Annotated in this window: 23 protein-coding genes; 5 read left to right on the top strand and 18 right to left on the bottom strand. The window is 67.2% G+C overall.

Features of this window, described 5'->3' with window-relative positions; genetic code table 11:
- Window positions 1–4: 4 nt before the first annotated feature.
- From VI056_02020 to metG, 4 genes are all read right to left on the bottom strand, one after another.
- Entirely contained in the window at window positions 5–445 is a 441-nt protein-coding gene (locus VI056_02020) for a GNAT family N-acetyltransferase (GenBank protein ID HEY6201796.1), read from the bottom strand.
- A gap of 75 nt (window positions 446–520) precedes the next feature.
- On the bottom strand, window positions 521–1438 hold the full coding sequence (locus VI056_02015; GenBank protein ID HEY6201795.1) for a DUF4349 domain-containing protein: 918 nt from the start codon (window positions 1436–1438) through the stop codon (window positions 521–523).
- A 61-nt stretch (window positions 1439–1499) separates the two neighbouring features.
- Entirely contained in the window at window positions 1500–2261 is a 762-nt protein-coding gene (locus VI056_02010; protein HEY6201794.1) for a TatD family hydrolase, read from the bottom strand.
- Window positions 2262–2271: 10 nt separating this feature from the next.
- On the bottom strand, window positions 2272–3813 hold the full coding sequence (gene metG / locus VI056_02005; GenBank protein HEY6201793.1) for a methionine--tRNA ligase: 1542 nt from the start codon (window positions 3811–3813) through the stop codon (window positions 2272–2274).
- Between the two features lie 48 nt (window positions 3814–3861).
- Here metG and VI056_02000 point away from each other — a divergent pair, with 48 nt between their 5' ends.
- Genes VI056_02000 through VI056_01990 form a run of 3 tightly spaced genes read left to right on the top strand, consistent with a single transcriptional unit; the run spans window position 3862 to window position 8602 of the window.
- Window positions 3862–4785, top strand: a complete 924-nt coding sequence (locus VI056_02000) for an ABC transporter permease (GenBank protein ID HEY6201792.1) — start codon at window positions 3862–3864, stop codon at window positions 4783–4785.
- Window positions 4785–7157 (top strand): M28 family peptidase, encoded by a 2373-nt coding sequence (locus VI056_01995; protein HEY6201791.1) that lies wholly within the window; start codon window positions 4785–4787, stop codon window positions 7155–7157. Before VI056_02000 ends, VI056_01995 begins: the two co-directional genes overlap by 1 nt.
- Window positions 7154–8602 (top strand): M28 family metallopeptidase, encoded by a 1449-nt coding sequence (locus tag VI056_01990; protein ID HEY6201790.1) that lies wholly within the window; start codon window positions 7154–7156, stop codon window positions 8600–8602. Before VI056_01995 ends, VI056_01990 begins: the two co-directional genes overlap by 4 nt.
- Window positions 8603–8678: 76 nt before the next feature.
- Here the strand turns inward: VI056_01990 and VI056_01985 are convergent, their stop codons facing one another.
- On the bottom strand, window positions 8679–9947 hold the full coding sequence (locus VI056_01985) for a hypothetical protein (protein HEY6201789.1): 1269 nt from the start codon (window positions 9945–9947) through the stop codon (window positions 8679–8681).
- A 24-nt stretch (window positions 9948–9971) separates the two neighbouring features.
- On the opposite strand from VI056_01985, the gene VI056_01980 reads away from it, so the two are divergent.
- Window positions 9972–11474 carry a cyclic nucleotide-binding domain-containing protein gene (locus VI056_01980; GenBank protein HEY6201788.1) on the top strand — a complete coding sequence of 501 codons (1503 nt, stop codon included), beginning with the start codon at window positions 9972–9974 and terminating at the stop codon, window positions 11472–11474.
- A 115-nt stretch (window positions 11475–11589) separates the two neighbouring features.
- On the top strand, window positions 11590–12321 hold the full coding sequence (locus VI056_01975) for a hypothetical protein (GenBank protein HEY6201787.1): 732 nt from the start codon (window positions 11590–11592) through the stop codon (window positions 12319–12321).
- Window positions 12322–12393: 72 nt separating this feature from the next.
- On the opposite strand, the gene VI056_01970 is transcribed toward VI056_01975, so the two are convergent.
- Genes VI056_01970 through VI056_01910 form a run of 13 tightly spaced genes read right to left on the bottom strand, consistent with a single transcriptional unit; the run spans window position 12394 to window position 24748 of the window.
- Window positions 12394–13209 carry a DinB family protein gene (locus tag VI056_01970; protein HEY6201786.1) on the bottom strand — a complete coding sequence of 272 codons (816 nt, stop codon included), beginning with the start codon at window positions 13207–13209 and terminating at the stop codon, window positions 12394–12396.
- A gap of 13 nt (window positions 13210–13222) precedes the next feature.
- Window positions 13223–14347: a carboxylate-amine ligase gene (locus tag VI056_01965; protein ID HEY6201785.1), complete on the bottom strand. Its 1125-nt coding sequence runs from the start codon at window positions 14345–14347 to the stop codon at window positions 13223–13225.
- Window positions 14344–15696, bottom strand: coding sequence for a hypothetical protein (locus VI056_01960; protein HEY6201784.1), 1353 nt, complete (start codon window positions 15694–15696; stop codon window positions 14344–14346). The genes VI056_01965 and VI056_01960 overlap by 4 nt, the downstream gene beginning before the upstream one ends.
- Entirely contained in the window at window positions 15675–16637 is a 963-nt protein-coding gene (locus tag VI056_01955; protein ID HEY6201783.1) for a hypothetical protein, read from the bottom strand. The genes VI056_01960 and VI056_01955 overlap by 22 nt, the downstream gene beginning before the upstream one ends.
- Entirely contained in the window at window positions 16634–17341 is a 708-nt protein-coding gene (locus VI056_01950) for an alpha/beta hydrolase-fold protein (GenBank protein ID HEY6201782.1), read from the bottom strand. The genes VI056_01955 and VI056_01950 overlap by 4 nt, the downstream gene beginning before the upstream one ends.
- Before the next feature lie 46 nt (window positions 17342–17387).
- Window positions 17388–18608 (bottom strand): membrane dipeptidase, encoded by a 1221-nt coding sequence (locus VI056_01945; protein HEY6201781.1) that lies wholly within the window; start codon window positions 18606–18608, stop codon window positions 17388–17390.
- A gap of 31 nt (window positions 18609–18639) precedes the next feature.
- The gene (locus tag VI056_01940) at window positions 18640–19443 is read right to left on the bottom strand and encodes an ABC transporter permease (GenBank protein HEY6201780.1); all 804 of its coding nucleotides are present in this window, start codon (window positions 19441–19443) and stop codon (window positions 18640–18642) included.
- Complete coding sequence (locus VI056_01935) at window positions 19440–20399, bottom strand: ABC transporter permease (protein ID HEY6201779.1); 960 nt, start codon at window positions 20397–20399, stop codon at window positions 19440–19442. The genes VI056_01940 and VI056_01935 overlap by 4 nt, the downstream gene beginning before the upstream one ends.
- Before the next feature lie 34 nt (window positions 20400–20433).
- Window positions 20434–22074, bottom strand: a complete 1641-nt coding sequence (locus tag VI056_01930) for an ABC transporter substrate-binding protein (protein HEY6201778.1) — start codon at window positions 22072–22074, stop codon at window positions 20434–20436.
- Window positions 22075–22128: 54 nt separating this feature from the next.
- A complete protein-coding gene (locus VI056_01925) occupies window positions 22129–22677 on the bottom strand; it encodes a dihydrofolate reductase family protein (protein ID HEY6201777.1) in 549 nt (182 codons plus the stop codon).
- Window positions 22678–22724: 47 nt separating this feature from the next.
- Window positions 22725–23420 carry a 16S rRNA (cytidine(1402)-2'-O)-methyltransferase gene (gene rsmI / locus VI056_01920; protein ID HEY6201776.1) on the bottom strand — a complete coding sequence of 232 codons (696 nt, stop codon included), beginning with the start codon at window positions 23418–23420 and terminating at the stop codon, window positions 22725–22727.
- 34 nt (window positions 23421–23454) lie between these two features.
- Complete coding sequence (locus tag VI056_01915; protein ID HEY6201775.1) at window positions 23455–23838, bottom strand: hypothetical protein; 384 nt, start codon at window positions 23836–23838, stop codon at window positions 23455–23457.
- 46 nt (window positions 23839–23884) lie between these two features.
- Complete coding sequence (locus VI056_01910) at window positions 23885–24748, bottom strand: EamA family transporter (GenBank protein HEY6201774.1); 864 nt, start codon at window positions 24746–24748, stop codon at window positions 23885–23887.
- Between the last annotated feature and the right edge of the window lie 141 nt (window positions 24749–24889).

Raw genomic sequence — 24889 nt, 5'->3', positions numbered from 1 at the left:
TAGGTTACCCGAGCCGCTTCTCCAGGGCGCTGACCGGCGCGGGCGTGAAGCCCATCGCCGCCACGAAACGAGCGATGTCGGCGTCCTGCGTCCGTACCATCGTGCGCGCGACATGCGCGCCGCGCCTCTTGAAACCGGCGAGCAGGGCGTCGGTGAGCCCGCGTCCGATCCCGCGCTCGCGCGCCGAGGGATCGACGCCGAAGAACTCGAGCCAGCCGGTCGGCTCTTCCATTCCGAACTCGCCGCCGCGGACCTCGCCGAGCATGAAGCCGACGACCTTGCCATCCACCTCGGCGACCTGCGATGAGTCCGGGTCGCGGCGGATGAAGTAGACGACGCGGTCTTCCCACATATCGGGGCGGTACGTGCCGGTGATGCGCTCGTCGATGCGGCAGATCGCCTCGATGTCGAGCTCGTTCACCGGACGGATGCGCACGTCAGCCATCGACGGCGAGTTTAGGAGATGGCGGCGGCCCCACCCGCTGAGGGGTAGGGCCACCGCCGCGTCGGGGAGGGAGCGCTAGGCCGTAGGAGAGGCTGCGCTGGGACGGCGCATGCGCATCGCGGCGAACGCGAGCGCGAGGCCGATGAGCGGGAGCCAGCCGAACACGAGGACCCAGATCGCAAGGTCGGCGGCGAAGCGGAAGAACACGGAGAGGGCGGCGATCGCCTTCGCGAAGGTGACCGACGGGTCCCACGCGCCACCCGTCGTCGGGGGCACGGTCACGATCGGCGCGATCGACATGGTGATCGTCGAGAACTCGGTCCGGTTCTTGATGAGGTTGAGCTGACCCTGCAGCTGCTCGATCTGCGTGCGCACGTTGCCGAGCGCCGCGTCGATCTTGAGCGTCTCATCGACCGTCTTCGCCTGCGGGAAGAGCTGGAGGTAACGCTGTTCCTCGGCCTGCTTCGCGACGAGTCGCGCCTGCAGGTCGGTGAACTGGTCGGTGACGTCCTTCGCGTCGACGTTCGACGTCAGGACCTCGCCGTCGAGGAGCTTCAGCTGGCGGAGCGCTTCATCGAAGCGGTCCGATGGAACACGCACGGTGATGAGCGCGCTGCGGTTGTCGCCCTGGCCGGTCTGGCTCATGGCGAGGATGTCGCCGCCGAGTCCGCTCGCGATGGCGCGCGCCTTGTCGGCGGTCGCCCACGGATCCTGCGTCTTCATCGAGACATTCGCGGTCAGGATGAGATTCCGGTTGGGGCTCGTGACGAGCGTCGGGATGCCGTTCTGCGTCGTGGTCGTCGCGTCGAACGCCGCGATGCTGCCGGGAGCGCCCTTCGGGGGCGCCGGGACTGCCGCGGCGCCGTCGCCGAGGTTGCCGCCGATGTTCCTGAACTCAGGCCCGGATGCTGTCGGGGCAGCCGCCTGCGAGCAGGCCGCTGCGAGCACGAGGACGAACGCGAGAAGCCCGAGGACGCGCAGTGAGCGCCGCATGTCCCTCACCAGCCTTTCAAGGTGCTGCTGGTTGATACGACGGCTGGCTCGGTTGTGTTCCCTAGAAGCGGTCTCCGAAGAGTTTCTGGGCGTTTTCGGTGCACTGGAGGCCAAGCTCGGCGGGGTCCCGGCCCCGAGCGGCGGCCACCGCGGCCAGGGTTTCAAGGACGAAAGCAGGCTCATTCCGCTCGCCGCGGCGCGCCTGTGGCGTCAGATACGGCGCATCGGTCTCGACCAGGATCCGGTCCCCGGACGCACGGGCGGTGGCGCGCCGCAGCGCGTCGTTCTTCGGATACGTCACGGTGCCGGCGAACGAGACGAAGAAGCCGCGTCGCATCCACTCGTCGATCTCCTCCGGTCCCTCGCTGAAGCAGTGCACCATGCCGCGCGCAGCACCGGCCCGATCGACGAGCTCGCGCGTCAGCTGACCCGCGTCGCGCACATGGACGACGACCGGCAACCCGAGAACGTTCGCGAGCGAGAGCTGCGCGAGGAACGCGATCTCCTGCGCCTCGCGCGGCGCACTGCGGCCGGAGAGATCGATCCCTATCTCGCCGATCGCGACGACGTGCTTGTCGCGCGCGAGGCGGTCGATCATTCCGAGCACGTCGGAGTTCCACGACTCCGACCGGTGCGGATGAACACCGACCGCGATACGCACCGACGGGTGTCGACGCGCGATGAGGACGTTCCGTTCACTGGACGCGAGATCCTCGGCGCACGAGAGCACGCGCTCGATCCCCGCCGCCGACGCGCGCGCAAGCACGTCGTCGAGATCGTCAATGAAGCGGCGGTCGTCGAGGTGCGCGTGTGCGTCGATCACGCGCGGCGCGTCAGGCCGTCTTCGCTCGCTCGAGCCTTGGGAAAAGCGACGGCGCGGAGCGGATCTGCTTCCCCGGCTGCAGCAGGCCCCAACGCGCGACGGCCTCCCATTTCGCAGACGCCGGCGATTCGACGTCGAGCACCTCGGCGATGCGCGGGCTGATCGTCGGCATGTACGGGAACAGGAGGTACGCGACAAGGCGGACCGCCTCGAGGCCGGCGTAAAGAGCCGCGTCGACCTCGTCCTTCCGGGCTGGGTCCTTCACCGCCTGCCACGGCTGGGTGCGCTGGAAATGCTTGTTCGCCTCTTCGACGACGCTGAAGATCGCGGCGAGGGCATCGGAGAAGTCGAGCCGCGCGGCCGATACATCGTGCGTCTCGAGCGCGCGCTCGGCAGTCTCGCGCAGCGCCTTCTCTGAGGGACCGCCCTTCCCTGGCGTTGGCACCCGGCCGTCGGAGTACAGCTCGACCATCTTCGTGGCGCGGGAGACCAGGTTGCCGAGCCCGTTCGCGAGATCGGCGTTGAAGCGAAGGTCGAGGATCTCCGGGGAGATCGGCGAATCCTTCGCGAACGGCGCCTCGCGCAGGAGTAGGTATCGAAGCGCATCACTCCCCCACTCGTTCGCGGCGGCGATGGGATCGATCATGTTGCCGCTCGAACGCGAAAGTCTGCCTTCACCCGCGTAGTGCAAGAAGCCGTGCGCGTAGACCTGCCGCGGTAACTCGATGCCGGCCGACATCAGCATGGCTGGCCAGAAGATGCAGTGAAAGCGTGTGATGTCCAGGCCGATGACATGCAGGTCGGCCGGCCACCACTTCTTGAACGTGGTCTCGTCGGCCCCGAAGCCGACGCCGGTCACGTAGTTGATGAGCGCGTCGAACCAGACATACACCGTGTGGCCAGGCTTGTCGGGGAACGGGATCCCCCAGGTGAGATTCCGCCGCGACACGCTGATGTCGCGTAGCCCTCGGTCCAGCCAGCCGAGGACCTCGTTGCGACGTATCTCGGGCACGCAGAACTCGGGATGCTCGCGGTACAGGTCCTTGAGGCGCTGCTCGTACTTGCTCAGACGGAAGAAGTAGTTCTCCTCTTTGAGACGCTGGATCTGCCGCGTTGGGTGGATCGGACACTGCCCGTTGATGAGATCGCTCTCCTCGTAGAACGCTTCGCACCCGGTGCAGTACCAGCCCTCGTAGGTGGTGAGATACACGTCGTCGTTCGCGATCCAGCGGCGCACGAACTCCTGGACACCCGCGACGTGGTCGGCGTCCGTCGTGCGGATAAAGCGGTCGTAGGAGATGTTCCAAAGATCAGCCATCTGCTGGAATTGGGCGGCATATTTGTCGACGAGCTGTCTGGTCGGTATTCCTTGCTCCTTGGCCGCCTGCTCGTTGCGCGTCGCGTTCTCATCGGTACCGGTGAGGAAGAACACCTCGTCGCCGCGCTGGCGGTGAAAGCGAGCAAGCGCGTCCGCCCCCGTGAACTCGTAACCGTGATGGAGTCCGGGCCGGTCGTTGACGTAGGCAATGGCGGTCGTGACATAGAACTTCATCGGAATTTGCTCGGTATTCTAGGTCGACATGCCCCTTGTCGACCTCCGTTGAGTCGCGCTGCCGTCGCGATCCTCACGCGCGTCCTGCTCGTCATCTTCACCTTCGTTCTCATCGTCGTGCTCGCGCAGATCGCCCTCGTCGCGGCACGCTCCCGCTTCGATCACGCGCCCATCGCCGACATCCTCCAGCAAGCTTGGGAAGGGACACAGGACTACTTCGCGAGCCTCTTCCAGGGCTCGCTCGGCGAGGCCACGTCGACATCGATCCTCGGTGGACGGCGGCGCTCGATGGGCGAGGTGCTGCTCGACGCGTACCCCAAGAGCATGCTGCTCGTCGGCCTCGCGGTGACGCTGGCCACGGTGTTCGGCGTCACCGTCGGTGTGGTCGCCGCAGCCACCCGCAGCACGCGGCTGCGGGCGGTGCTCGTCGGCAGCATGACCGCGGTGATCTCGACGCCGTCGTTCCTCCTCGCGATCCTCCTCATCCTGTTGTCGGCCGAGATGGTGCGCCGTTACAACATCCGCCTCTGGCCGAGCTTCGGTTTCGGCGTCGACGACCATCTCATCCTTCCGACGTTCGTCCTCGCCGCGCGCCCGTTCGCCCAGATCGCGAACTTCGCGTTCGTCGCCGTCGACGAAGAACTCGGCGCGGACCATGTGCGCACCGCACGGTCAAAGGGCCTCCTCGAGCGCGTCGTCATCGGTCGCCATGCGCTGCGCAACGCGCTCGTGCCGATCCTCGGCGCGATCGCCGCCGCGCTTTCGATCGGACTCTCGACGCTGCCGGTCGTCGAAGTGTTCTTCTCGTGGCCGGGGCTTGGCTTCTCGCTGCTGCAGGCGATCCAGCGATTCGATGCCGCGACCGCCGGCACGCTGCTCGGTGCTCTCGTGGTGACGATCGCGGTGACCCGGTTCGCGCTCGACGCGGCCGCGGCGCGTCTGGTGCATGCGTCCACCGGAGCGGCGTCCTGATGCGCCGCGCGCTCACGTGGCAGCTCATCATCGGCGCGGCGATCATCGGCGGCTGGATCTTCCTCGGACTCGCGGCGCCGCTCCTCACGAACGTCGATCCGCTCAAGAGCACGACGCTGATCATCGACGGTCCGCGCTCGGTCCTCGCGCCGTACGACCCAGGAACGTACGGCTACCCGCTCGGCTCCGATCGCAACGGCCGCGACCTGTGGGCGGGCGTCATGTACGGCGCGCGCGCGACGCTCACGATCGCGTTCGTCGTGCTCGCGGTGCGCCTCGTCGTTGGGACGACGCTCGGCGCGCTCGCGGGCTGGTTCGCCGGCTCGTCGCTCGACCGCGGCGTGTCCGCGCTCATCGACGCGTTCGGCGCGTTCCCGACGGTCCTCTTCGCGATGCTCTGGATCTTCGCCCTCGACATCCGCTCGGGCGTCAGTGCCTTCGCCGCGGCGCTGGCGATCACCGGCTGGTGGGGCTTCGGCCGCGCGACGCGCTCCGCCGTCGTCGCACTGCGCGGGCGTCCGTTCCTCGAGGCCGCCCGATCGCTCGGCCTCTCGGAGTTCGCTGTGTTCGCGCGCCACGTGCTTCCGAATCTGCTTCCGATGCTCGCGGTGGCCGCGGCGCTCGAAGCGAGCGCGATCCTCCTCGTGCTCGGCGAGCTCGGCTTTCTCGGCATCGTCGTGGGCGGCGGGCAGAACGTGTCGACCGATGTCACCGGTCGCGGGGGCGGGACCGAGTTCATCTTCGCGACGACGGAGTGGGGCGCAATTCTGGCGCAGGGGAAGTTCGAGATCTACCGCGCGCAGTGGATCGCGCTCGTTCCCGCGACCGCGTTCGCGAGCGCGATCCTCGGCTTCAACCTGATGGGGCACGGTCTGCGGACGTTCTTCGAGCGCGCACCGGTCGCGCTTGGCAAGCTCCTGTCGCTGCGTACCGGATTCGCGGTCGTGGCGATCTTCGTCGCCCTCCGCCTCGCGAGCCCCTACGTCGGACCGGCGGGCAGCTATGTCCCGATCGCGCGCGAGTTCGACTCGGCCAAGGCGCGCGCGCATGTCGACTGGCTGGCCGACCCGGCGCGCGCGGGACGGTACACCGGGTCCGCCGGTTACAACGACTCCGCGCGGTATGTCGCGGAGCAGTTCAAGTCGATCGGCCTCGAGCCCATCGGAAGCGACGGCACGTACCTCCAGAACTGGGGAACGAACATCGTCAGGCTGAGCGCGATGCCGGTGTTCGAACGCACCGGCGACGATCCGAGGATCTACGCGCCGCGCGCCGACTTCAGCGAGCGCGTCGGTGGCCGCGCTGGCAGCGGCACGGCCGAGGGGAACGTCGTGTACGTCGGTGGTGGGATCCGGACCCAGGATTACAGCGACTACCAGGGAACGCACCCCGAGGGGAACATCGTCCTGATCGCCGGACCGACACAGGGCGATCCGATCGACGCGGCGATCCGCTCCGGCGCCAAAGCCGTGATATTCGTCGCAGCACCCGAGCTCGGCATCATCCGGCCGTCGTACTCGGCGTTCTTCGAGAAGGACGTCATCCCGGTCATCACCGTGACCGAAACGGTGGCCGACGAGCTCATCGCGCCGTCGGGAAAGCGCATCGCCGACCTGCGCAGCGCGCTCCAGGAGCGACGCCGCCGCGCGGATCAACGGCCCAGCCTGGTCCGCAGCACACCTCAGCCACTCTCGTTCGATACGCCGACGCGCGTTCGCATCGAGGTCTCGCTCCGGCAGCCCGAGCCGGTGCGCACGGCGAACGTGGTGGGCATGCTGCGCGGGACCGATCCCGAGCGCTCGAAGAAATTCATGGTCATAGGCGGACACCTCGACGGCGTCGGGACCGACCCGGACGGGAGGGTGTTCCAGGCCGCGAACGACAACGCGTCGGGTCCGGCGGTCACGATCGAGATCGCGCGGGTGCTCGCCGCGAACAAGGCGATGCTGAAGAACTCCGTCATCTTCGTGGCCTTCGCGGGCGAGGAGGAGGGACTCCTCGGCTCGGACGCGTTCCTCGCCAACGCCGTCACGCAACCGTGGCGCGCCGAGAACATCGTGGCCTTCATCAATCTCGACATGGACGGATGCTGCGGCGGTCTCGCGGCGTCCGACGAGAGCTTCGAGCTGCACCAGCGCCTGCGTTCCGCGGCCGACCGCCTCGGCTACGACCTCGAGTACCCATCGGGCATCGGGGGCAGCGATCACTTCACATTCCTGCGCCGGCGGGTGCCCGCGGTGATGATCACAGGCACGGAGGTCGGCCCGTTCCACACCGTCGGCGATACGCCAACGACCGTCGATCCCGCGCGCCTCCGCGCGTCGGGCGAGGTCGTGTTGCAGTCGGTGCTCGAGATGGCGGCGACCGGTTGAGGCGGCTCCTATTCGCCGCACTCATCGTCGCGTCGTGCGGACCGACGCCGGTCATCGCGTCGCCGACGCCGCGCGTCTCATCTACCGTATCGCCGTCAACCGCGATCGTCGTCGCCGGCGCCGGTGTCTTCGACGGACCGCGGGCGCGCGAGCACATCGCGTACCTCGCCGATCCGGCACGCGGCGGCCGCTACAGCGGGTCGGCGGGCTACCTGGAAGCGGCGCGGTACGTCGCCGACCAGTTCAAGGCGATCGGCCTCGAGCCGCTGGGCGACGGCGGTACGTACTTCCAGCGCTTCTCGATGCCGATCGTCGATCTCAGCGCGACGCCGACCCTGACGCGAACCGGGGCGGACGAGAGGTCGTGGAAGCACCGCATCGACTTCACCGAGAGCGTCGGCGGTCGCTCCGGCGACGGAGCCGTGGAGGCACAGGTCGTCGTGGTCGGAGGCGGCGCGAAGGGCGGCGGCCAGGATGACTACGCCGGCGTGACGACTCGCGGGCGCATCGCGCTCGTGACCGGCCCGACGGCGAGCGGCGTCGTCGAGAGCGCCTTCGCGGAGGGCGCGGTCGGCGTCCTGGTCGTCGGCGACACCTCGATCCGCTATTCGTTCATCCCACGCTTCTCCACGCCAACGCTCCCGGTGCTCGTGATCACGGAGGGGGTCGCCAACGAGCTTCTCGCGCCCGCGGCGCGGACCGTCGCGCAGGTGCAGAGCAGCGTCCGCGCGCGACGATCGAACCCGACCGCGCCGTCGCCGGCGTTCGAGACCGGCGTGACCGTGCGCATGTCGCTCCCATTGACGGCGGTGCGCGATGTTGAGGGCATCAACGTCGTCGGTCTGCTGCGCGGGAACGAACCGGACCTCGCGAAACGCGCCGTCCTCATTGGCGGCCACCTCGACGGCGTCGGCACCGATCCCGACGGCACGGTCTTCGCCGCCGCGAATGACAACGCGTCCGGGCCCGCGGTCACGATCGAGGTCGCACGCGCGCTCACAGCGAGACGGGCCGAGCTCAAGCGTTCCATCGTCTTCGTCGCGTGGGCCGGCGAGGAAGAGGGCTTGCTCGGATCCGAGGCCTACGCCGCTCGCATGGCCGCGTCTCCGGGACGGGTCGAGAGTCTGGTCGCGTATCTGAACCTTGACGTCATCGGGTGCTGCGGCAACACGCTCGAGGCATCCGATGAGAGCCCCGCGCTCGTCGACCGGATCCGCGCGGCGGCTCGGACGCTCGGCGTGCCGTTCCAGTCGATGCGCGGCGGGGGCAGTGACCAGACGACGTTCGCGAAGCGCGGCGTCCCGTCGTCATTGATCCTGTGGAGCGACTACGTCCTCCACACACCTCGCGACACGATCGCGCTCATCGAGACGCCGCGGCTGCAGCAGGCCGGCGACGTCGTGACGGCCGTTGCGCTCGACCTCGGTCGGGGCGAGGGGCCATAGCCAGCGGAGGACGGTGCAAGAGCCTGACTTCCTCGCGATGGAAACGGTCGGGATCGCAGACGCTAGCGCGGTCGACTTAACGGGCGGGTAGCAGCTGGACGATCAAGACTCGCGCGCTTCCTGACTCGACCCGAGCTGTCGCTTCCGTACCGCCCGCGATCGTGGTCCCGGACTGCGCGGACAGACGTAACGTTCGTACATCGTTGGCGATCAAGACTTGGCCGTCGAGCACGACGACCGCCGCGGGGCCGACAACGCGAACGGATTCGCCGGCGCCAAGCCGGCGATGCGTGAGCTGCTCCAGATAGGGCCCGCTCGCAAGGCCAGTCAGGTTCTCGGACTCGTATGTCCGGTGCCCCGCCGGTACGGGCATCGGGCCGCCACGCTGGGTGGCCGAGCGAACACCAATGAAGTACCAGTGGTTCATCAACGGATTGATCGTCGCCACAGTGCCCGCGACCAGCAGCGCCGCCATCAACGCGACGGCGGGCGCACGACCCTGCAGCAAGACGACTCCGACCGTCATGCCGACCATCGCGGCGGCCAAAGCGATCGCGAGTGGAGCCGCCGCGCGATTCTCGTGGTCGTGGGGCTGTTGGTTCGGCAAGAAGACCGCTCCACCTGGAGCAACGTCCACATTCGCTCCGGCGATCACCATCGTCGCTGTCCCCCAAACGTCGACCACGAAGCCGGCGATGTGTGGGGGATGCGGAATGAGCGCATCACCAGCCGGCTGCGGGAGCTCAAGCACGCTGATGAAGACGGGTGCCGGCGGCAGCGCTTCGATACGGCCCTCGACGAGCCGGCCCGAACCTGCTTGCGCACCGAGCGCCGGCGCCGCGAACGCGATGACGGCGGCGACCGCCGCGGCGCCGGCCGCAAGCGCGAAAGCCCTCGGGGTGACGTTGAGCGTCGCGCCGGCTGCGATCACACCACCGAACAGCAGCCATCCAACCAGTGCCTCAGCGGCAGCCCCCAGGCCAAGGTTCAGCATGAAGAAGTTCGCCTGCATAGCGGCTGCGGTGCCGGCTGGCGCGGCGCCTTGGATGAGCCCGATAACAGGCATCAGGACAGCTCCGGAGACGAACCACGCGCCAACGACGAACGCGAACGACGCCAGCCACACCCGCCTTCGAGGCAGGATGACGAGGAACGCGAGGGCAGCGAATACGGCCTGACCCACTAGCAGCAGCGCCCAGCCCGCGGGACCAGCCTCGCGATCCGCACCGAGTGCGCGGTCCAATATCCCCGCGGGTGCCGTGACCGGAAGACCGAACGCCGGAGCCAGCTGAAGCCACCCGAGATTCGCCGCGACAGCGGCCGCTCCAACGAAGAGGCGCCGCATGTTCGCCGATACCATCGCCCCAAAGTGGCAGTGTCTGAGTCAACTGGCAACCACCCCGAGATGGACGCGCACTGGTCCGCGATCCTCCGCGGCGACGGATCGACGACTCTCGGACCACGGCTCGCACGAAGATTGTTCGCGCTCTTCCCGGGGCGGCCGCGCTGCAAGTTCTGCAACGCTCCGTACGGCGGACCGGTCACCCTACCGTTCCGTCTCCTCGGTTATCGCCCATCACAGAAGACACCCCACGTTTGCGCGCGCTGCCTCGAGTGGGCACCCGAAGGCGGCGCGATCGTCCCGCTCAGCATCCTGTTCGCTGACGTCCGCGGGTATACGAGCCTGACGGAATCGGTGCCGCGAGACGTGGTCCCAGTACGTCTGAAACGGTTCTATGACATCGCCTCGCGCGTCCTTCTGCAGCATGAAGCCGTCCTCGGCCAGGTCGCTGGCGACCACGTGATGGGCCTATTCGTTCCAGGGCTGAGCGGCGGCGACTATCCGCGCAAAGCGGTCGCCGCCGCAGCCGCGCTCATCGAAGCCGTCGGCTACCGGGCGTCTGGGGGCCCATGGCTGGAGATCGGTGTCGGGATCTCCACGGGCGAGGAATTCTGCGGCAACGTCGGCGGCGGTGGCTTCAAAGACTTCACCGCTGTCGGCGAGATCACCAACACCGCGGCCCGTTTGACTGCGCGTGCCGATGCAGGCGAAGCCATCGTCGACGCGGCGACTCGCGCGGCTGCCACGGAGTTCTCGTTCCTAAGCGGCGACATCGTGACGCTGGCTGGGCGAAGCGCTCCAGTCCAGACCTATCGGCTGGCCTTCGACGCCGCACTGGTCAGCAGCGGCGTCGAGCCGATGGCTGTACTGCTGCGCACGCCGCTGTTCGCGGGCCTCGCGCCAAAAGTGTCCGATGGGCTGGGACCGCGCGTGCGGCGCCGGTCTTTCCCTGCGGGAACCTATCTCACGCGAGAGAGTGAGCCGGCAGACTCCATGTTCGTCATCGAAAGCGGTCTGGTGCGCGTTTCCCGCACTTCGCGACACGGACGCGAGTTCGTCCTTGGTCTCTTCGGTCCGGGCGAAACGCTGGGCGAGCTCGACGCGATCGAGGCCAGCGGAGTCCGCACGGCCGACGCGATCGCTGTGGAAGCGACGACCTGCGTCGCGCTCGGGAGGGACGACCTTCGCGCCGTGGTGCGAAAAGACGCTGACCTCGCGCTACGGCTCCTCGCAAGGCTCAGCGATCGCGTCCGGCGCGGTGACGAAGAGCTGGCCGAGATCGCCTTTCTGGACCTGCCCGGCCGGCTCGCTCACAAGCTTCTCGAGCTCGCGGACAAGCACGGTCAGAAGGTCGACGGCGGTGTCCGGATCGCCGTCCGGGTGCCCCAGGGCGACCTCGCCGCGATGGTCGGCTCCAGCCGCGAGAACGTGAACCGCGCCCTCGGTCAGTTCGTCAGGATGGGCGCGCTCGCGATGGACCGGGGCACCATCACCGTCCTCGACGCGGAGGCTCTGCGCGCGCTGTGCTGAACATCACAGCCCGCGAATGACAGGGGTCATAGCGAGCTCCTCCTGACCGACCGAATCTGCCATCGGTCTCGCACAGCGGGACCCGACCGCAGAGTCGGTAGAGGAGGTTTTTCAAGTGTTCCGACGCATCGTTCCCATCGTCGCGACGGTCCTGTTCGTCGCAGCGGCGTGTGGAGGCGCGGCGGCGCCGGCGCCGACGAGCGCGCCGGCCGTCGCGACGGCGGCACCGCCGAGCGCAACAGCCACGATCCTCGCATCCGGCAAACTCGATTCGATCCCCGCGGGCGCGCTGTTCGTCAACTACGTGGATCTGCCCCAGGCGGCCGGCGGATCGATCAAGCATCAGCACATCGCCGGCTTCGTTTACACCGTCCAGGGCACACACCAGATGGACGTCGACGGCGCAGCATCCGTGATGGTCCAGCCCGGCAAAGCCGCCTTCATCGGTGCCGCCGTCATGCACGGGCACGTCAACCCTGGCACGTCCGCCAACGATTGGTGGTTCATCGGCCTGCGTCCGGCAGCGTCGCGCCCCCTCGCGATCATCGTGCCCGGACAGAAGGAGCTCTACACGACGGGCGATCTGACGCAGATCGCCGCGGGTTCCTACACCGAGACGCTTACCGACAGCCGCCTCGCCGCAACAGGCGTCGACCGGCAATCGGGACCGTCACTCCGCGTGCTGTTCGTACTCGACGGAAGTCTCACCGTGAGTGGCGACGCGGCCATGACCGGTACCGTCTCCGCGGGCCAGGGCGCCTATTCCCTACCCGGCGCGAGCCTCGTGCTGACCGCCGGCCCGGCCGGCGGCCATTACCTGATGTTCACACTGACACCAGCGAGCTGATCTCCCGCCTCTGCCCTGGTCTGCCTTCGGTGCTGGTCGGTCCAGCCCCGAAGGCGGCCGGGGTTGAGGGCATCACGCCACGATCGCGGCGGCGCGCTCGGAAATGACGTTCGCCGCGGCCGAGCGCAGATCCTCCGCGGGCGCGTCCGCCATCTCGACATCGGCCAGCGCGTTGTAGATGTTGCGCACCAGGCGGTGCGCCTCGGTCGGCGGACGGATCACGGCGAGCGTCTTGTCGAGCTGGATCGTGTGCTGGCGGAGGTGCTCCTCGAACCGATGCAGCCGGAAGCGGATCGGCATCGGCTCGTCCTCCCAGAACGTCGCGCGCTTCTCAAGTTCGGCGTCGGTCACGTCGCCGAGCTCACGCAGGACGCGCCGGTGGATCTCGAAGAAGGCATTGCGGATCGATTCGATCGGGCCGGTCACGGCGTCCTTCGGCGGGGCGTACGCCTTGCGGAACTCCTTGAACTCCGACTCGGATGGCTCCGTCGCAAAGCCCGCGCGATGCCGCTCTATCGCGAGTCGATTCACGCCGAGGAAGCCGTACTCCGCCCCGAGCATGTGGTCGAGCGTCTCCCGCAGCGGCCATTCACCTTCGGCGGGGGCGCGGTCGAGATCCTCGTTGCGGACGCCGGCGAGGACACCGGTGAGGTCGCGGTAGGTCTGGTGATACTGCGTAAGGATCCGCTGCGCCTGCGAATGCGGTCGCTGGCGAGCGGCGAGCCGAACGCCGAGGTCCCGCAGCTCGTGGTGCGTCAGGAGCAGGGCAAAGCGCAAGCCCTCGTCGTCGTAGTCCCCCCACTTCCACTCGCGGCCCATGTCCTCGTCCGAGAGATGCACCGTCGCGCGGACGAGCTCCTCGACCGCCTGCGTGACGGTCTTCGTCATACGGCGGGGGCGGTCATACGGTGAGGACAGGCACGCCCGCGATCGTCTCCTCGGCGATGTGGTCGACGACATAGTGCAGGTGGCCGGTCGCGGCAAAGGCTCGCAGCTGCCGGTCTGCGCTGGTCCCCTCCCGGATGATCGTCTGCAGGTACTCGACCTCGCGGCGCGAGCCGAGGGCGTCGACCACGTCGTCGACGAACTCGAGCAGCTCGACGGCGAGGTCGCGCATCGGCACCTCGATCTGCTTGCCGAAGTCGATGAGCTTCGCGTCCATCCCGCCGCGCACCGCGCGCCACTTGTTCTCCTGGATCAGGGCCGGCGCATAGCGGCGGAAGCCCTGGTTCCGCGCACGCAGCACGAGAAGCTTCGCGCAGATCGCCTGGACCAGAGCGGCGAGGCAGAGCGTCTCCTCAACGCGCGTCGCGGCATCGCAGACGCGGAACTCGATCGTCGGGAAGGTCGCGTGCGGCCGGAGGTCCCACCAGATCTTCCGGCCGTCGTCGATGCACTTCGTCTTCACCAGCAGCTCGACGAAGTTCTCGTACTCGTCGTACGAGCTGAACTCCGGCGGGATGCCGGTCCGCGGGAAGCGCTGCCAGATGATCTGGCGGTACGACTTGAGACCCGTGATGCGCGTCAGCCAGAACGGGCTCGAGGTCGAGATCGCGAGCAGGTGCGGCAGGAAGTAGCGCGCTTCGTTCATGACCTCGATGCGCTGCTCGCGGTCGGGGATCCCGACGTGCACGTGCAATCCGAAGATGAGCAGCTCGCGGATGACGTCCTGCAGCTCCTCTTCGAGGATCTTGTACCGCTCGTGCTCGGTGACCTCCTGGTCCTGCCAGTGCGAGAACGGGTGCGTGCCGGCGGACGCGATCCGCAGGCCCGCAGGCTTCAGGAGCGCGGCGAGCGTTCCGCGAAGCGTGGCGATCTCGTCACGTGCCTCGCTGATGTCGGCGCAGATCTTCGTGCCGGCTTCGACGACCGACTGCATCATCTCACGCTTGATCTGATCGCCGTAGCGACCACCCGCCGCCGTGAGGAGCGTCTCGATGTGGCTCTTCAGCTGACCCTGCGCGTCGACGATCTGGAACTCTTCTTCGATGCCGATCGTGAGGCGCGGGACGTCGGTGATCTTCATGCGGCGCCTTCGACGAGGTAGGTCGGCACGACGCTGCCCGCTCCGGCGGTGACGTTCAGCAGCGCGCTCGAGGAGAGGCGAGTGAGCACCCCGCCGACGCGACCCCAGAAGAGATACGGATCGCAGTCGACACTGAGGTCGAGGAAGTGCACGCGGTCGAGGACGACCGGGAACGGCTCGCGTGGCACGGCGACCTTCTCCTGCACGACGAACGACGACGTGAGCGCGCCGAGCAGCGTCTGCTCCCATTCGTGGCGATCGACGGTCCAGCCGAGCACGACGCCCTTGCCGCCGTACTCGTCGTTCGGCTTCAGCACGAGACGCTCGCGATTGCGCACCACGAACTCGGTGAGATCGATGACCTTTCCGCCATACGTTGTGTGACCCTCGCGCACCTTGCGCGTCCACGGCACGTGTTTCGCTATGGCACGCCGCTGCGCCGGCGTGTACAGCCGCGCGTAGCGGTCGTCCGAGAGGAGCGCGAGGCTCATCTTCTTGTGGAGGAGCTTCGCCCGCAGGCTGTTCACGACGGTCACGTCGCCGGCGAGATATGCCAGGAGTAGCGGTCGCGCGACCTCGGGCTTCGCGAGCAGCTCCGAAAGGAGCACGCGGCGGTAGACGACGTCGATCGGCGTTCCCTTCGCGCGCAGGCGCCCGCCGCGGTACGTGAGGTCCTCCGGCGCGCAGATGATCGTCCTCACGCCGCTATCCGTGAACGCGCGCTGGAACATCTGGAACTCGGTGAGCGTCGGGAGGCCCGTCCAGTCGACGATCGCGATGGTGCCGACCTTTCGTCCGTGCGCGCGCTTCATCGCGGTCAGCTGCTTGCTCGCCGCGCGGATCGGACGCGCGCGATAGCGCTTGCGGAACGCCTTCATCGCCGGAAGTCGTTCGAAGATGCCCACGAGCACATCGTTGTAGGCCATGCCGGCCGGGGACTCGGCGTTGTACTCGACGTAGCGGATCACTCCGTCAGAGACGAAGCCGTCGAGCCGTGATGAGGGGGACGCGGCCGTGAAGCCCGGGTCGGCGAGCGCGAGGCGGTCCTCCTCGGGCGAGAGGTCCAGCTCGAGGCGAAGATCATCCTCACGAAGGAGCGCGCGCTCCAGGCGACCGAGCGCGCCGTACAGCGCCTCGGATGCCGTCGCGTTCGCTGAGTGCTGGCGCTTGGTGATCAGGTTCGGCCGAAGTGAAACGCACAGGGGCCGCTCGCCCCACATCGCGCCGCCTTCGCGCTGGCCCTGCGAGAGGGCCTCCGCGCACGCCGCCGCCGTCGCCGGATCCGCGAGCAGCGCGTTCCACGCCACGACGAAGGCGGGCTCTTTGATCACGACCTGACGTGCTTCCACCAGCGATGGTCGCCCTTCCAGGGCGGCGTCGCCGCATCGGTCGCGTACGAGATGACGAGATCGCTCATCTTCTCGAGCACCCAGTTGAAGTTGTCCTCCTTGATGGAGAACGAGTCAAAGTCCGGCGCGGGGTTGAGGAAGTCGATCGCGTAGAGGATCCCGTCGCGGACCGCGAACTCGACCGTGTCCATGTCATAGCCGAGGGCATCCACGAGCGCGCGGGCGTCATGCACGGCGCGGTCGCGCAGCTCGCCGTCGACCGGGCGGTTCACGACGTACCGGTCCGCGAACGGAGCCGTCGGGTCGTAGCGGATGGGAAGGATGTCCCTGCGTCCGATGCAGATGCACCGGACGTAGTCCTCCCACTTGATGAACTCCTGCAGGATCATCGTCTTGGGGCGCTGTCCTGGAGGCAGGCCCCCCGACTGGTCGTACGCCCAGAGCAGATCCTGTTTGGAATCGACGCGATACACGTCCTTCCAGCCGCCCCCGGTGTTGGGCTTGAGGATCGCGGGCAGGCCGACGTACGACAGGATGTCGTCCCAGTCGAGTGGGTACTTGAGGTTCCGAAGTGACTGCTCGGTGATGTCGGAGATGTACGACTTGTTCGGCAGCACGACGGTCTTCGGAACGGCAACGCCGAGCATCCGCGCGAGGGTGCACTCGAAGAACTTCTCGTCCGCCTCCCACCAGAACGGGTCGTTCACGACGACGGTGCCCATGAGCGCGGCGCTCTTGAGATGCGCGCGGTAGTAGGGCACTTCGTGACTGATGCGGTCGACGATGACGCGGTAGCGCGGCAGCTCGAGCTCGCGCGTGCCACCGAGGAGCGCGAGCTCCGCGGTGACACCGTGGGCCGCGCCCTTGCGGTTCACTGTCTCGATGAACGGTCCGGGGAAGGTGTTCTCGCGCCCGACCAGAAGTCCGACGATCTTGCTCACAGGAACACGTCCACCATCTCTTTCCAATACGGCCAGTCGTGCGACCAGCCGTCCCAGACATGCAGGCTCGCTGGAACGCCCTTGTCCTGAAGGAGCTTGGCCATGCGGCGCGACTCGTCCGCGTTCGCGTCGTCGCGACCGGTGGCGATGACGATCTCCGTCGCCCGCAGCGGCTCGAGGTAGCGCTCGTCGTTAAGGTTGGGGAGGAAGGTCAGCGGGTTCACGTAGTACGCCTCGCCCTCACGCGAGCCACCCAGCCAACGGGCCGCGTCGTACGCGCCGGAGAGCCCGATCGCCTTGCGCGCCAGACCTGGGCGGCGTGTCGCGAGCGCGAGCGCGTGGAACGCACCGAACGACGCGCCAACCACGATGAGGAAGTCGACCGGATTCTCCGCGCGGATCATCGGCAGGACCTCATCCACGATGTAGCGCTCGTACTCGAGATGCCGCTGAGCGCGCTCCTGCGGTGACTTCTTCTTGTCGTAGAAGGACTCCGAATCCACGCTGTCGACACACCAAAGCTGCAGCCAGCCGGCGTCGATCCGCGGCGCCATGTGGGCGATCATCCCGAAGTCCTCCCACTGGAAGAAGCGGCCCATCGACGTCGGGAAGACGAGCACCGGGGTGCCGCCCTCCCCAAAAACGAGCAGGTCCATGTCGCGTCCCAGCGCGGGACTGTTCCATTTGCGGTAGTCGCGCTTCAATGGACCGGCTCCCCCTTCGCCCGTCGGAGGATACGCGGGCTTGGAGTTACCGGAACCACGCCTCCTCGAGCACGCGCATCACGTTCCCTCCGATGGCCTTGGTGATGTCGCCGTCCGAGTAATCGTGCTTCACGAGCCAGCGAACGATGTTCGGGAACGCCTCCGCCGGGTTCTCGATCCCGTCGACGTACTCGACCTCCTCGAAGGCCTGCGCGCCGTGCGCTGACTTGATCGAGAGCTGCTTCGCGAAGTAGTGGTGCAGCCCGACGTGGTCGCCGAACAGAGTGTCGGGACCGAACGCGACATGGTCGATCCCGACGAGGTCGGCGCAGTACTCGAAGTGCTCCATGAAGCTCTCGATGGAATGCTTCGGGTGTGCCTTGGTCAACGTTGTGTGCGGAGCGGCCTCGATACCGATGACGCCGCCCTTCGCGGCCATGGCCTTCAGGACCTCATCCGGCTTCATCCGCTTCGTGTTCCACAGCCCGCGCGCGCCGGCGTGCGTGATGAAGATCGGCTTCTCGCTGACTTCGATCGTGTCCAGGCACGTCTGGTCGCCAGAGTGTGAGATGTCGATGGCGATCCCGAGCTTGTTCATGCGCCGGACCGCCTGGCGACCGAATTCGGTGAGGCCGCCGTCGCGCGCTTCCTTCAAGCCGCTGCCCAGCGTGTTCGCCTCGCTGTACGCGATGCCCGATGACCGTATGCCCAGGCCGTAGAGGATGTCGAGGCGGTCGACTTCGTTCTCGATCGCCGTCGCGGCCTCGAGCGACGCGATGAACGCGATCTGACCGTTCGCCTTGGCCTGGCGGATGTCTTCGAGCGTTTCGCCGCGGACGATGAAGTCCTGATGCGCGATGTCTGAGAGGCGCATGCCGAGGTCGTAGATGATGTCGTCCCACTTCCAGCCCGCCTTCGACGTGATCGTCGCGGTACCGTCCATGAGGCAGTCGAACACCGCGTCGAGGCCGGACTGCGCCATCCCGGCGTAGCCCGTGACATCGCGGCCCTGGCGGCGGTACTCCGCGAGATCGTCGAAGTCCGCGGGGACAACGAAGCAGTGATCGTGCAGCGAGACCGCGAGGTTCTCGTCGAGGAGGCGCTGGACACGCTGCTCCTGCGCGCCGCTGACCTCGACCTTGCGCGACGGAACGCGGTCGAGCTCTTTCGCGAGCTCGAACTCGCGGTAGTCAGTGCCGCCCTCGAGGTACTGGAAGCTCGAGTAGCCGGAGTACTTCGTGCGCTTGCCGATATCGGCTGTCTTCATGTCTGTCCTCCCCTGCGCCTAGGCGCCGATATTAACGACGACGACGCGGATCGAGCGCGTCGCGCAGACCATCGCCGAGAAAGTTGAACGCGAGCACGACCGCGGTGATCACGAGGCCGGGATAGATGGCGAGCACCGGGGCCGTGAACACGTAGATCTGCGCCTTCTGCAGCATGTTGCCCAGTGATGGCAATGGCGACTGTACGCCGAAGCTCAGATAGCTGAGCGCGGACTCGGTGAGGATCGCGAACGCTACGCCGAGAGTGGCCGAGACGACGAGCGACGGGATAGCCTGCGGAAGGATATGGCGAGCGAGCAGACGCGGCGCCGGCACGCCAAGCGACATCGCGGCAACGACGAACTCGGCGGTCTTCCAGCGCAGCGTCTCCCCATACACGACGCGTGCGACCGGCATCCACGAGAGCGCGCCGATGACGAAGACCAGTGTCGCGATACCGGGTCCGAGCACGGTGACCACGACGAGGATGAAGAAGAACGCCGGCACCGCGAGCATCCCGTCGGTGAAACGCATGAGGACTGCGTCGGTCCAGCCGCCCCTGAAACCCGCGATCGCACCGACGAACACGCCGATCGACAGCGCGGCGAGCATCGCGGCAACGCCCACGAGCAGCGTGACGCGGGTCCCGTGCAGCAGCCGACTCAGGACGTCGCGCCCGAGCTCGTCGGTTCCGAGCGGGTGCGCGGCGCTCGGGCCGGCCAGGTTCAGCGCCGGATTGGTCGCCTCCGGAGGGATCGTCCACAGCAACGGGCCGGCGATCGCGAGCAGGGATATCGCGGCGAGCACCGCGAGGGCCGCGGCACCGAGACGCGTCATGCGACTCGCACCCGTGGATCGATGCGCGTGTACGCGACATCGACGAGCAGCGTCGTCCCGACCGCGATGGCGGCGGCGACCACCGTGAGGCCGGTGATGAGCGGATAGTCCCGGCCCTGAGCCGCCTCGAGTGCGAGCCGGCCGAGGCCCGGCCAGCTGAACACCGCCTCCGTGACGACCGCGCCACCCAGAAGACGCGGCACGAGCGCCCCCAGCGCGCTGACCACCGGGACCAATGCGTTCCGCAGGACGTGGCGCGTGACGACGAGGCGCGGCCCCAGACCCTTCGACTCGGCGGTACGGATGTAGTCCTCGTGCAGGACCTCGATCGCCGCCGAACGCATGTAACGGACGATGGTGGGAAGCACCGTCGAGGCCAGCACCACCGCGGGAAGGACGAGGTGCTGCGCGCGGTCGAACAACGTGTCCGTCGTGATCCCGGTCACTCCGGCAGATGGCAGCACGTGGAGCGACACGGAGAAGATGAGGATCAGCACGATGCCCAGCCAGAACACCGGCACAGCGAGTCCGACCGCGCTGAGAAAGCTCAGCACATGATCGAGCGGGCTCCCGCGGCGCAATGCCTGGATCAGACCGATCGGGATACCGAGCAGCACCGACAGCACGAACGCGGCGCCCGCGAGCATGAGAGTGTTCGGAAGTCTCTCGCCGATGCGCTGGGTGACGGGCTCGTCCGTCAGGAGCGACGTGCCGAAGTCGCCACGCGCCGCCCCGGTGACCCATTCGACGTATCGCTGCGTGACGGGCTTGTCGAGGCCCATGCGCTTTATCAGTGCCTCGCGCTGCTCGGCCGTGACGTCGAATCGCATGACCGAGGCCGGACCGCCGGGCGCGAGGTTGACGAAGAAGAAGGTGAGGGCGCTCGCGAAAACGATCACGAGCGCCCCCAACGCGACGCGCTGGAAAAGGAAGCGGGCTACTGCCGGAGCGGCCAGGCCGCTCCGGAAAGCCGGAGCCGACAGGCGAAGGTCACTTCTTGGCCAACCACCATTCGCCGATGTAGTGCATGGCGTCACGCAGGCCGAGCTCCGGCACGCCCTTGAGCGACGAGCTCAGCACGTCGATCTCCTGCGGGTACCAGAGGAACAGGTATGGCAGCACCTCGGAGGTGTACTGCTGGAGCTGCTTGTAGACCGCCTTGCGCGACTCGAGGTCGCTGGCACTCTGGCCCTGCACGAGCAGGTCATCTAGCTTCGGGTCCTGGTAGCCCGGAATGTTGAAGCCCTTGCCCGCCGCGCTGGAGTGGTAGTAGGGGAAGACGTCCGGGTCGCTTGGGTAGGTCCACCAGTTCACCGTGGCCGTGTATTCACGACGCACCACGTCTTTCTGGATGTAGGAGTTCCACTCCATCGTGTTCAGGTCGACGACGACGCCGACCTTCTTCAGGTCCTGCTGGATGAGCGCGTTGACCGGCTCGAGAACGCCGCGCTGTCCAACATCCATCGTGAACTGGAACGGCTTGCCATCCTTCTGAAGCACGCCGTTCGCGCCTGGCGTCCACCCGGCCGCCTTGAGCAGCTCGGTCGCTTTCGCCGGGTCGTACGGGTACTTCGACGCGAGCGAAGGGTCGTAGTACGCGGCGAGGGCCGGCGTGATCGGACTGTTCGCGATCGAGCCGTACCCGAGCTCGACCGACTTGATGATCGCCTGGCGGTCGATCGCGTGAACGAACGCCTGACGGACGCGCACGTCGGTGAAGCGGCTGTCGGTCTGGTTGAGCGAGAGCCAGTAGTACTGCACGAGCGGACGCGCCACGACGACAAGGCCAGCCGCGCTCTTCATGCGGTCCACCGCCGCCTTGTTGTCCAAGATCATGATCTGCAGGTCACCGGAGAGCGCCTGCGCGACCTGTGTGTTCGGATCCGCCACGACGGTGAAGACGACCTTGTCGAGGAACGGCTTCGGACCGAAGTAGTTCTCGTTGGGCACCAGGGAGACGCTCTGGCCGGAGGTGTACTTCTCGACCTTGAACGGCCCGGTGCTGACCGGGATCCCCTTGTTGAATGTCGTGGTCGTGAGCGGGTTCGCGGAGAGCACGTGCTTGGGCAGGATGCCCGCGTTGTAGGCGAGGAACGACGCCAGGGCCGCGAACTTCCGCGTCAGATCGAAGCGCACGGTGGTCGGATCGACGACCGTGACGCTCTTGACCGCCGCATAGCTGGCCCTGTTCTGCGCGCCGAGGTCTGGCTTGAGAACGATGTCGTTGAATGTGAACGCGACGTCGTCGGCCGTGAAGGGTTTGCCGTCGCTCCACTTCACGCCGCTGCGGAGCTTGAACGTCCAGCTCAGGCCATCCGGCGCGACTGTCCAGCTTTGGGCGAGGTCCGCCGCCGGCGCAAGGTCCTTGCCCGGCTTTGTGAGTCCCTCGAAGATCGCGCGGTTGATGAAGAGCGACTCCACGAAGGCGTTCGGACTCCAGGGGTTCAGCGTCGGGTCCGCGCCGATCGGGATCGTCACGGTCCCGCCGGACACCGGCCCGGCCGCCGCCGCAGACGGAGCGGTCGATGCTCCGGGTGGCGTCGTCGTGCTCGTGCAAGCCGAGACCGCGAGCGCTGCGACGAGCATCGTCGAAGTCGCACGGAGCAAGATCGTGTGCAGTCCGAGCTTCATTGCGTCCTCCCCCACGTCGTCTGTCGCGCGGAGTCTAGAAGACACGCCCGATGGCTACCTTCTGGGCTCATACCGCAGCGCCACCGCCCCCGATCTGAACTCCAGCCGGCTCACGAGATTCAGGTCGATACGCTCCGATAGCCCCGCGAACAACGTCGGCCCGTGACCCGCCAGCCTGGGATGCACCACGAACTCGTACTCGTCGATCAAGCCCAGCTCCGCCAACGCCAGCGGGAGCTTCACGCCTCCCACGAGCAGTCCCTTACCCGACTCCCGTTTCAGCTGTTGAACGGCCTTCCCCAGATCCCCGCGCACGAGCTCCGCGTTCCAATCGACCCGGTCCAGGGTGCTCGACACGACGTACTTCTTTGCCGCGTCGATCGTCCGGGCGAAGGGTTCCATCCAATCGGGCCTCGTTCCCGTCCGCGCCGGCGACCGAAACGCTGCCTCCATCATTTCGTACGTCACCCGGCCAAAGAGGAGAGCATCGGCCTGTTCTAGGTTTTCCACCGCGTGACGATGTAAGTCTTCGTCCGCGAAGCCTTCACGATGATCGCAGCACCCGTCCAGCGTGACGTTGATGGAATACCGAAGGGGTCGCATCACGTAAGCGTATCGCCGATCGAAGGTCAGATCAGACGTCTGCTCGCCTAGCCGGTGGGCCGATCCGCGGGCACATTGGCCGCGAAGACGATGGTCACCTCACCCTTGGCGGCCTTCTCCGCGAACCGCGCCGCGAGCGCCGTCGCCGTGCCGCGCACAAGCTCCTCGTGGATCTTCGTGAGCTCGCGCGCGACAACCACCGACGCGGTCGGCGCGACCGCCGCGAGGTCCGCGAGAAGATCGGCAACGCGGTACGGGCTCTCGTACAGCACCACGGTGCGGCCCTCGGCGATGAGGCGCTCGAGGAGGCGACGACGTGGCCCGCTCTTCTTCTCGACGAAGCCGACGAACGTGAACTCGCGTGTGGGGAGGCCGGACGCGACGAGCGCCGCGATCGCCGCCGCCGGGCCGGGTATCGCAACGACTTCGTGGCCTGCCGCGATCGCCGCGCGCACGAGCTGCTCTCCCGGGTCGGAGAGTGCGGGAGTGCCGGCGTCGGAGACGAGCGCGATGTCCCAGCCGCGATCAAGCTGCCCGACGAGCACCGCGACCTGTCGCTTGTGGTTGAACTCCGTGTACGCAGTCAGGTGCTTCGCGCGGATCTCGTGCTTGCGCAGCAGGATCTGCGTGTGTCGCGTGTCCTCACACGCGACCATGTGCGCTTCCTGCAGGATGCGCAGCGCGCGCTGCGAGACGTCCTCGAGATTACCGATCGGCGTCGCGACGAGATACAGCTTGCCCATCAGTGGAGATTCTCTCGCCTGGCGTGATTCTGGCTCAGCTCAGAAATGCGACCGCTCGCGCAACCAACTCGGCGTATGGGACGTCCGGCCAATCATCAGGGATCGAAGTGGCTTCGGAGGTTGCTGAGAACGCTTCCACAATGGCGTACTCACCTCCAGACTTCGCGCGCTGCACACTCAGTGTGACCACCGCTGTCGGCACCGCCAACTCGCCCGCCTTCTCGCGCTCGTACTTCGCTCGACGATCCTCAAACCACCGACGCATCCACTCCCGCACTCCAGGCGATCGGCCTTGGCATTCCGTGAAGCGCACGGCGATTCCGTCCGGAAGGCGCATTACAAGAATCGACGCGACGACTGCGCCGGAAATGGTGAGCTGGGATGGCACCCACGCGCGACCCGTGCTTATGTCCTTCACCGTCGACGCCCTTTCATTCGGCCAGAGACCGTCTCTCTTACCAGGCCTAGACGCTATCCACAGTCGGACGAAGACTCTGCGCGATGAGAATGGCGGCGATCACGATCGCGCCACCGGCGATCTGCGGCAACGCGAGCTGCTCGCCGAGCACGAGGAACGCCGCGATCGCCGCGATGACCGGCTCGATCGTGGCGGTCAGGCCGACGCGGGCCGCGGGGATCAGCTTCACGGCGGCGAGCGTGAGGCCGAATGGAATGACCGTCGCGATGACGATCACGCCTGCGAGCAGCCCGTAGATCTCTGGTGGCGTCGTGGTCCACGGGAGCGTCCACAGCGGTCGGAACGCCGCCCAGGCAAGAAGCGCGAACCCGAATCCATAGATCAGGAGCGTCGGCGTGTCATAGCGCTTGAGGATCCGCTCGGCGAGCGAGAAGTACAGAGCGAAGATGAACGCGGACAGCACCGAGAGCGCGACGCCCGCGGTGTTCAGTTGGAAGAGCGTGGCGTCGTACGCGCCGGCGGCGAAGAAGCAGCCGACGAGAGCGAGCGCTGCCGCGAGCCACAGACGGCTTCCGACCGTGCGTCCGCGCAGCCGCGCCCAGATGAGCAACAGGACCGGCGCTGTGTACTGGATGACCACCGCGACCCCGACCGGCAGCCGTTGGATCGACTCGTAGTAGGACCACTGGACTCCAGCGAGGCCAACGACGCCGAACAAGGCGAAGAGCGGCGCATCGGCTCGTCGAACTCGGAATGCCGAAGGACGGATCACCACGAAGATCGCTGCATAGACGAGAAAACCAAACAAGATGCGCCACTCGGCCAATAACGACGGCGGGACGCCCGCGTTGAACGCCGCCTTCGCGATGATGCCGCCAACGCCGAAACACGACGCAGCGGTGAAGGCCAATGCATAACCGAGAGCCAGGCGAAGAGGCGGGGCTTCGCTCGAAGGCTCCCCCGACGCGGGGCCGACCGAAACCCTCTCTTCGCGCGAAACCCCGTCCCTCGTCGGGACGGGGACCCCTCGCGCGCGGGGGCCCTCGGTCGG

The organism is Candidatus Limnocylindria bacterium, assembly GCA_036523395.1.
Lineage (GTDB): Bacteria > Chloroflexota > Limnocylindria > P2-11E > P2-11E > CF-39.
The sequence above is the reverse complement of the archived record's forward strand: the minus strand, read 5'-3'. Positions and strand labels throughout refer to the sequence as shown.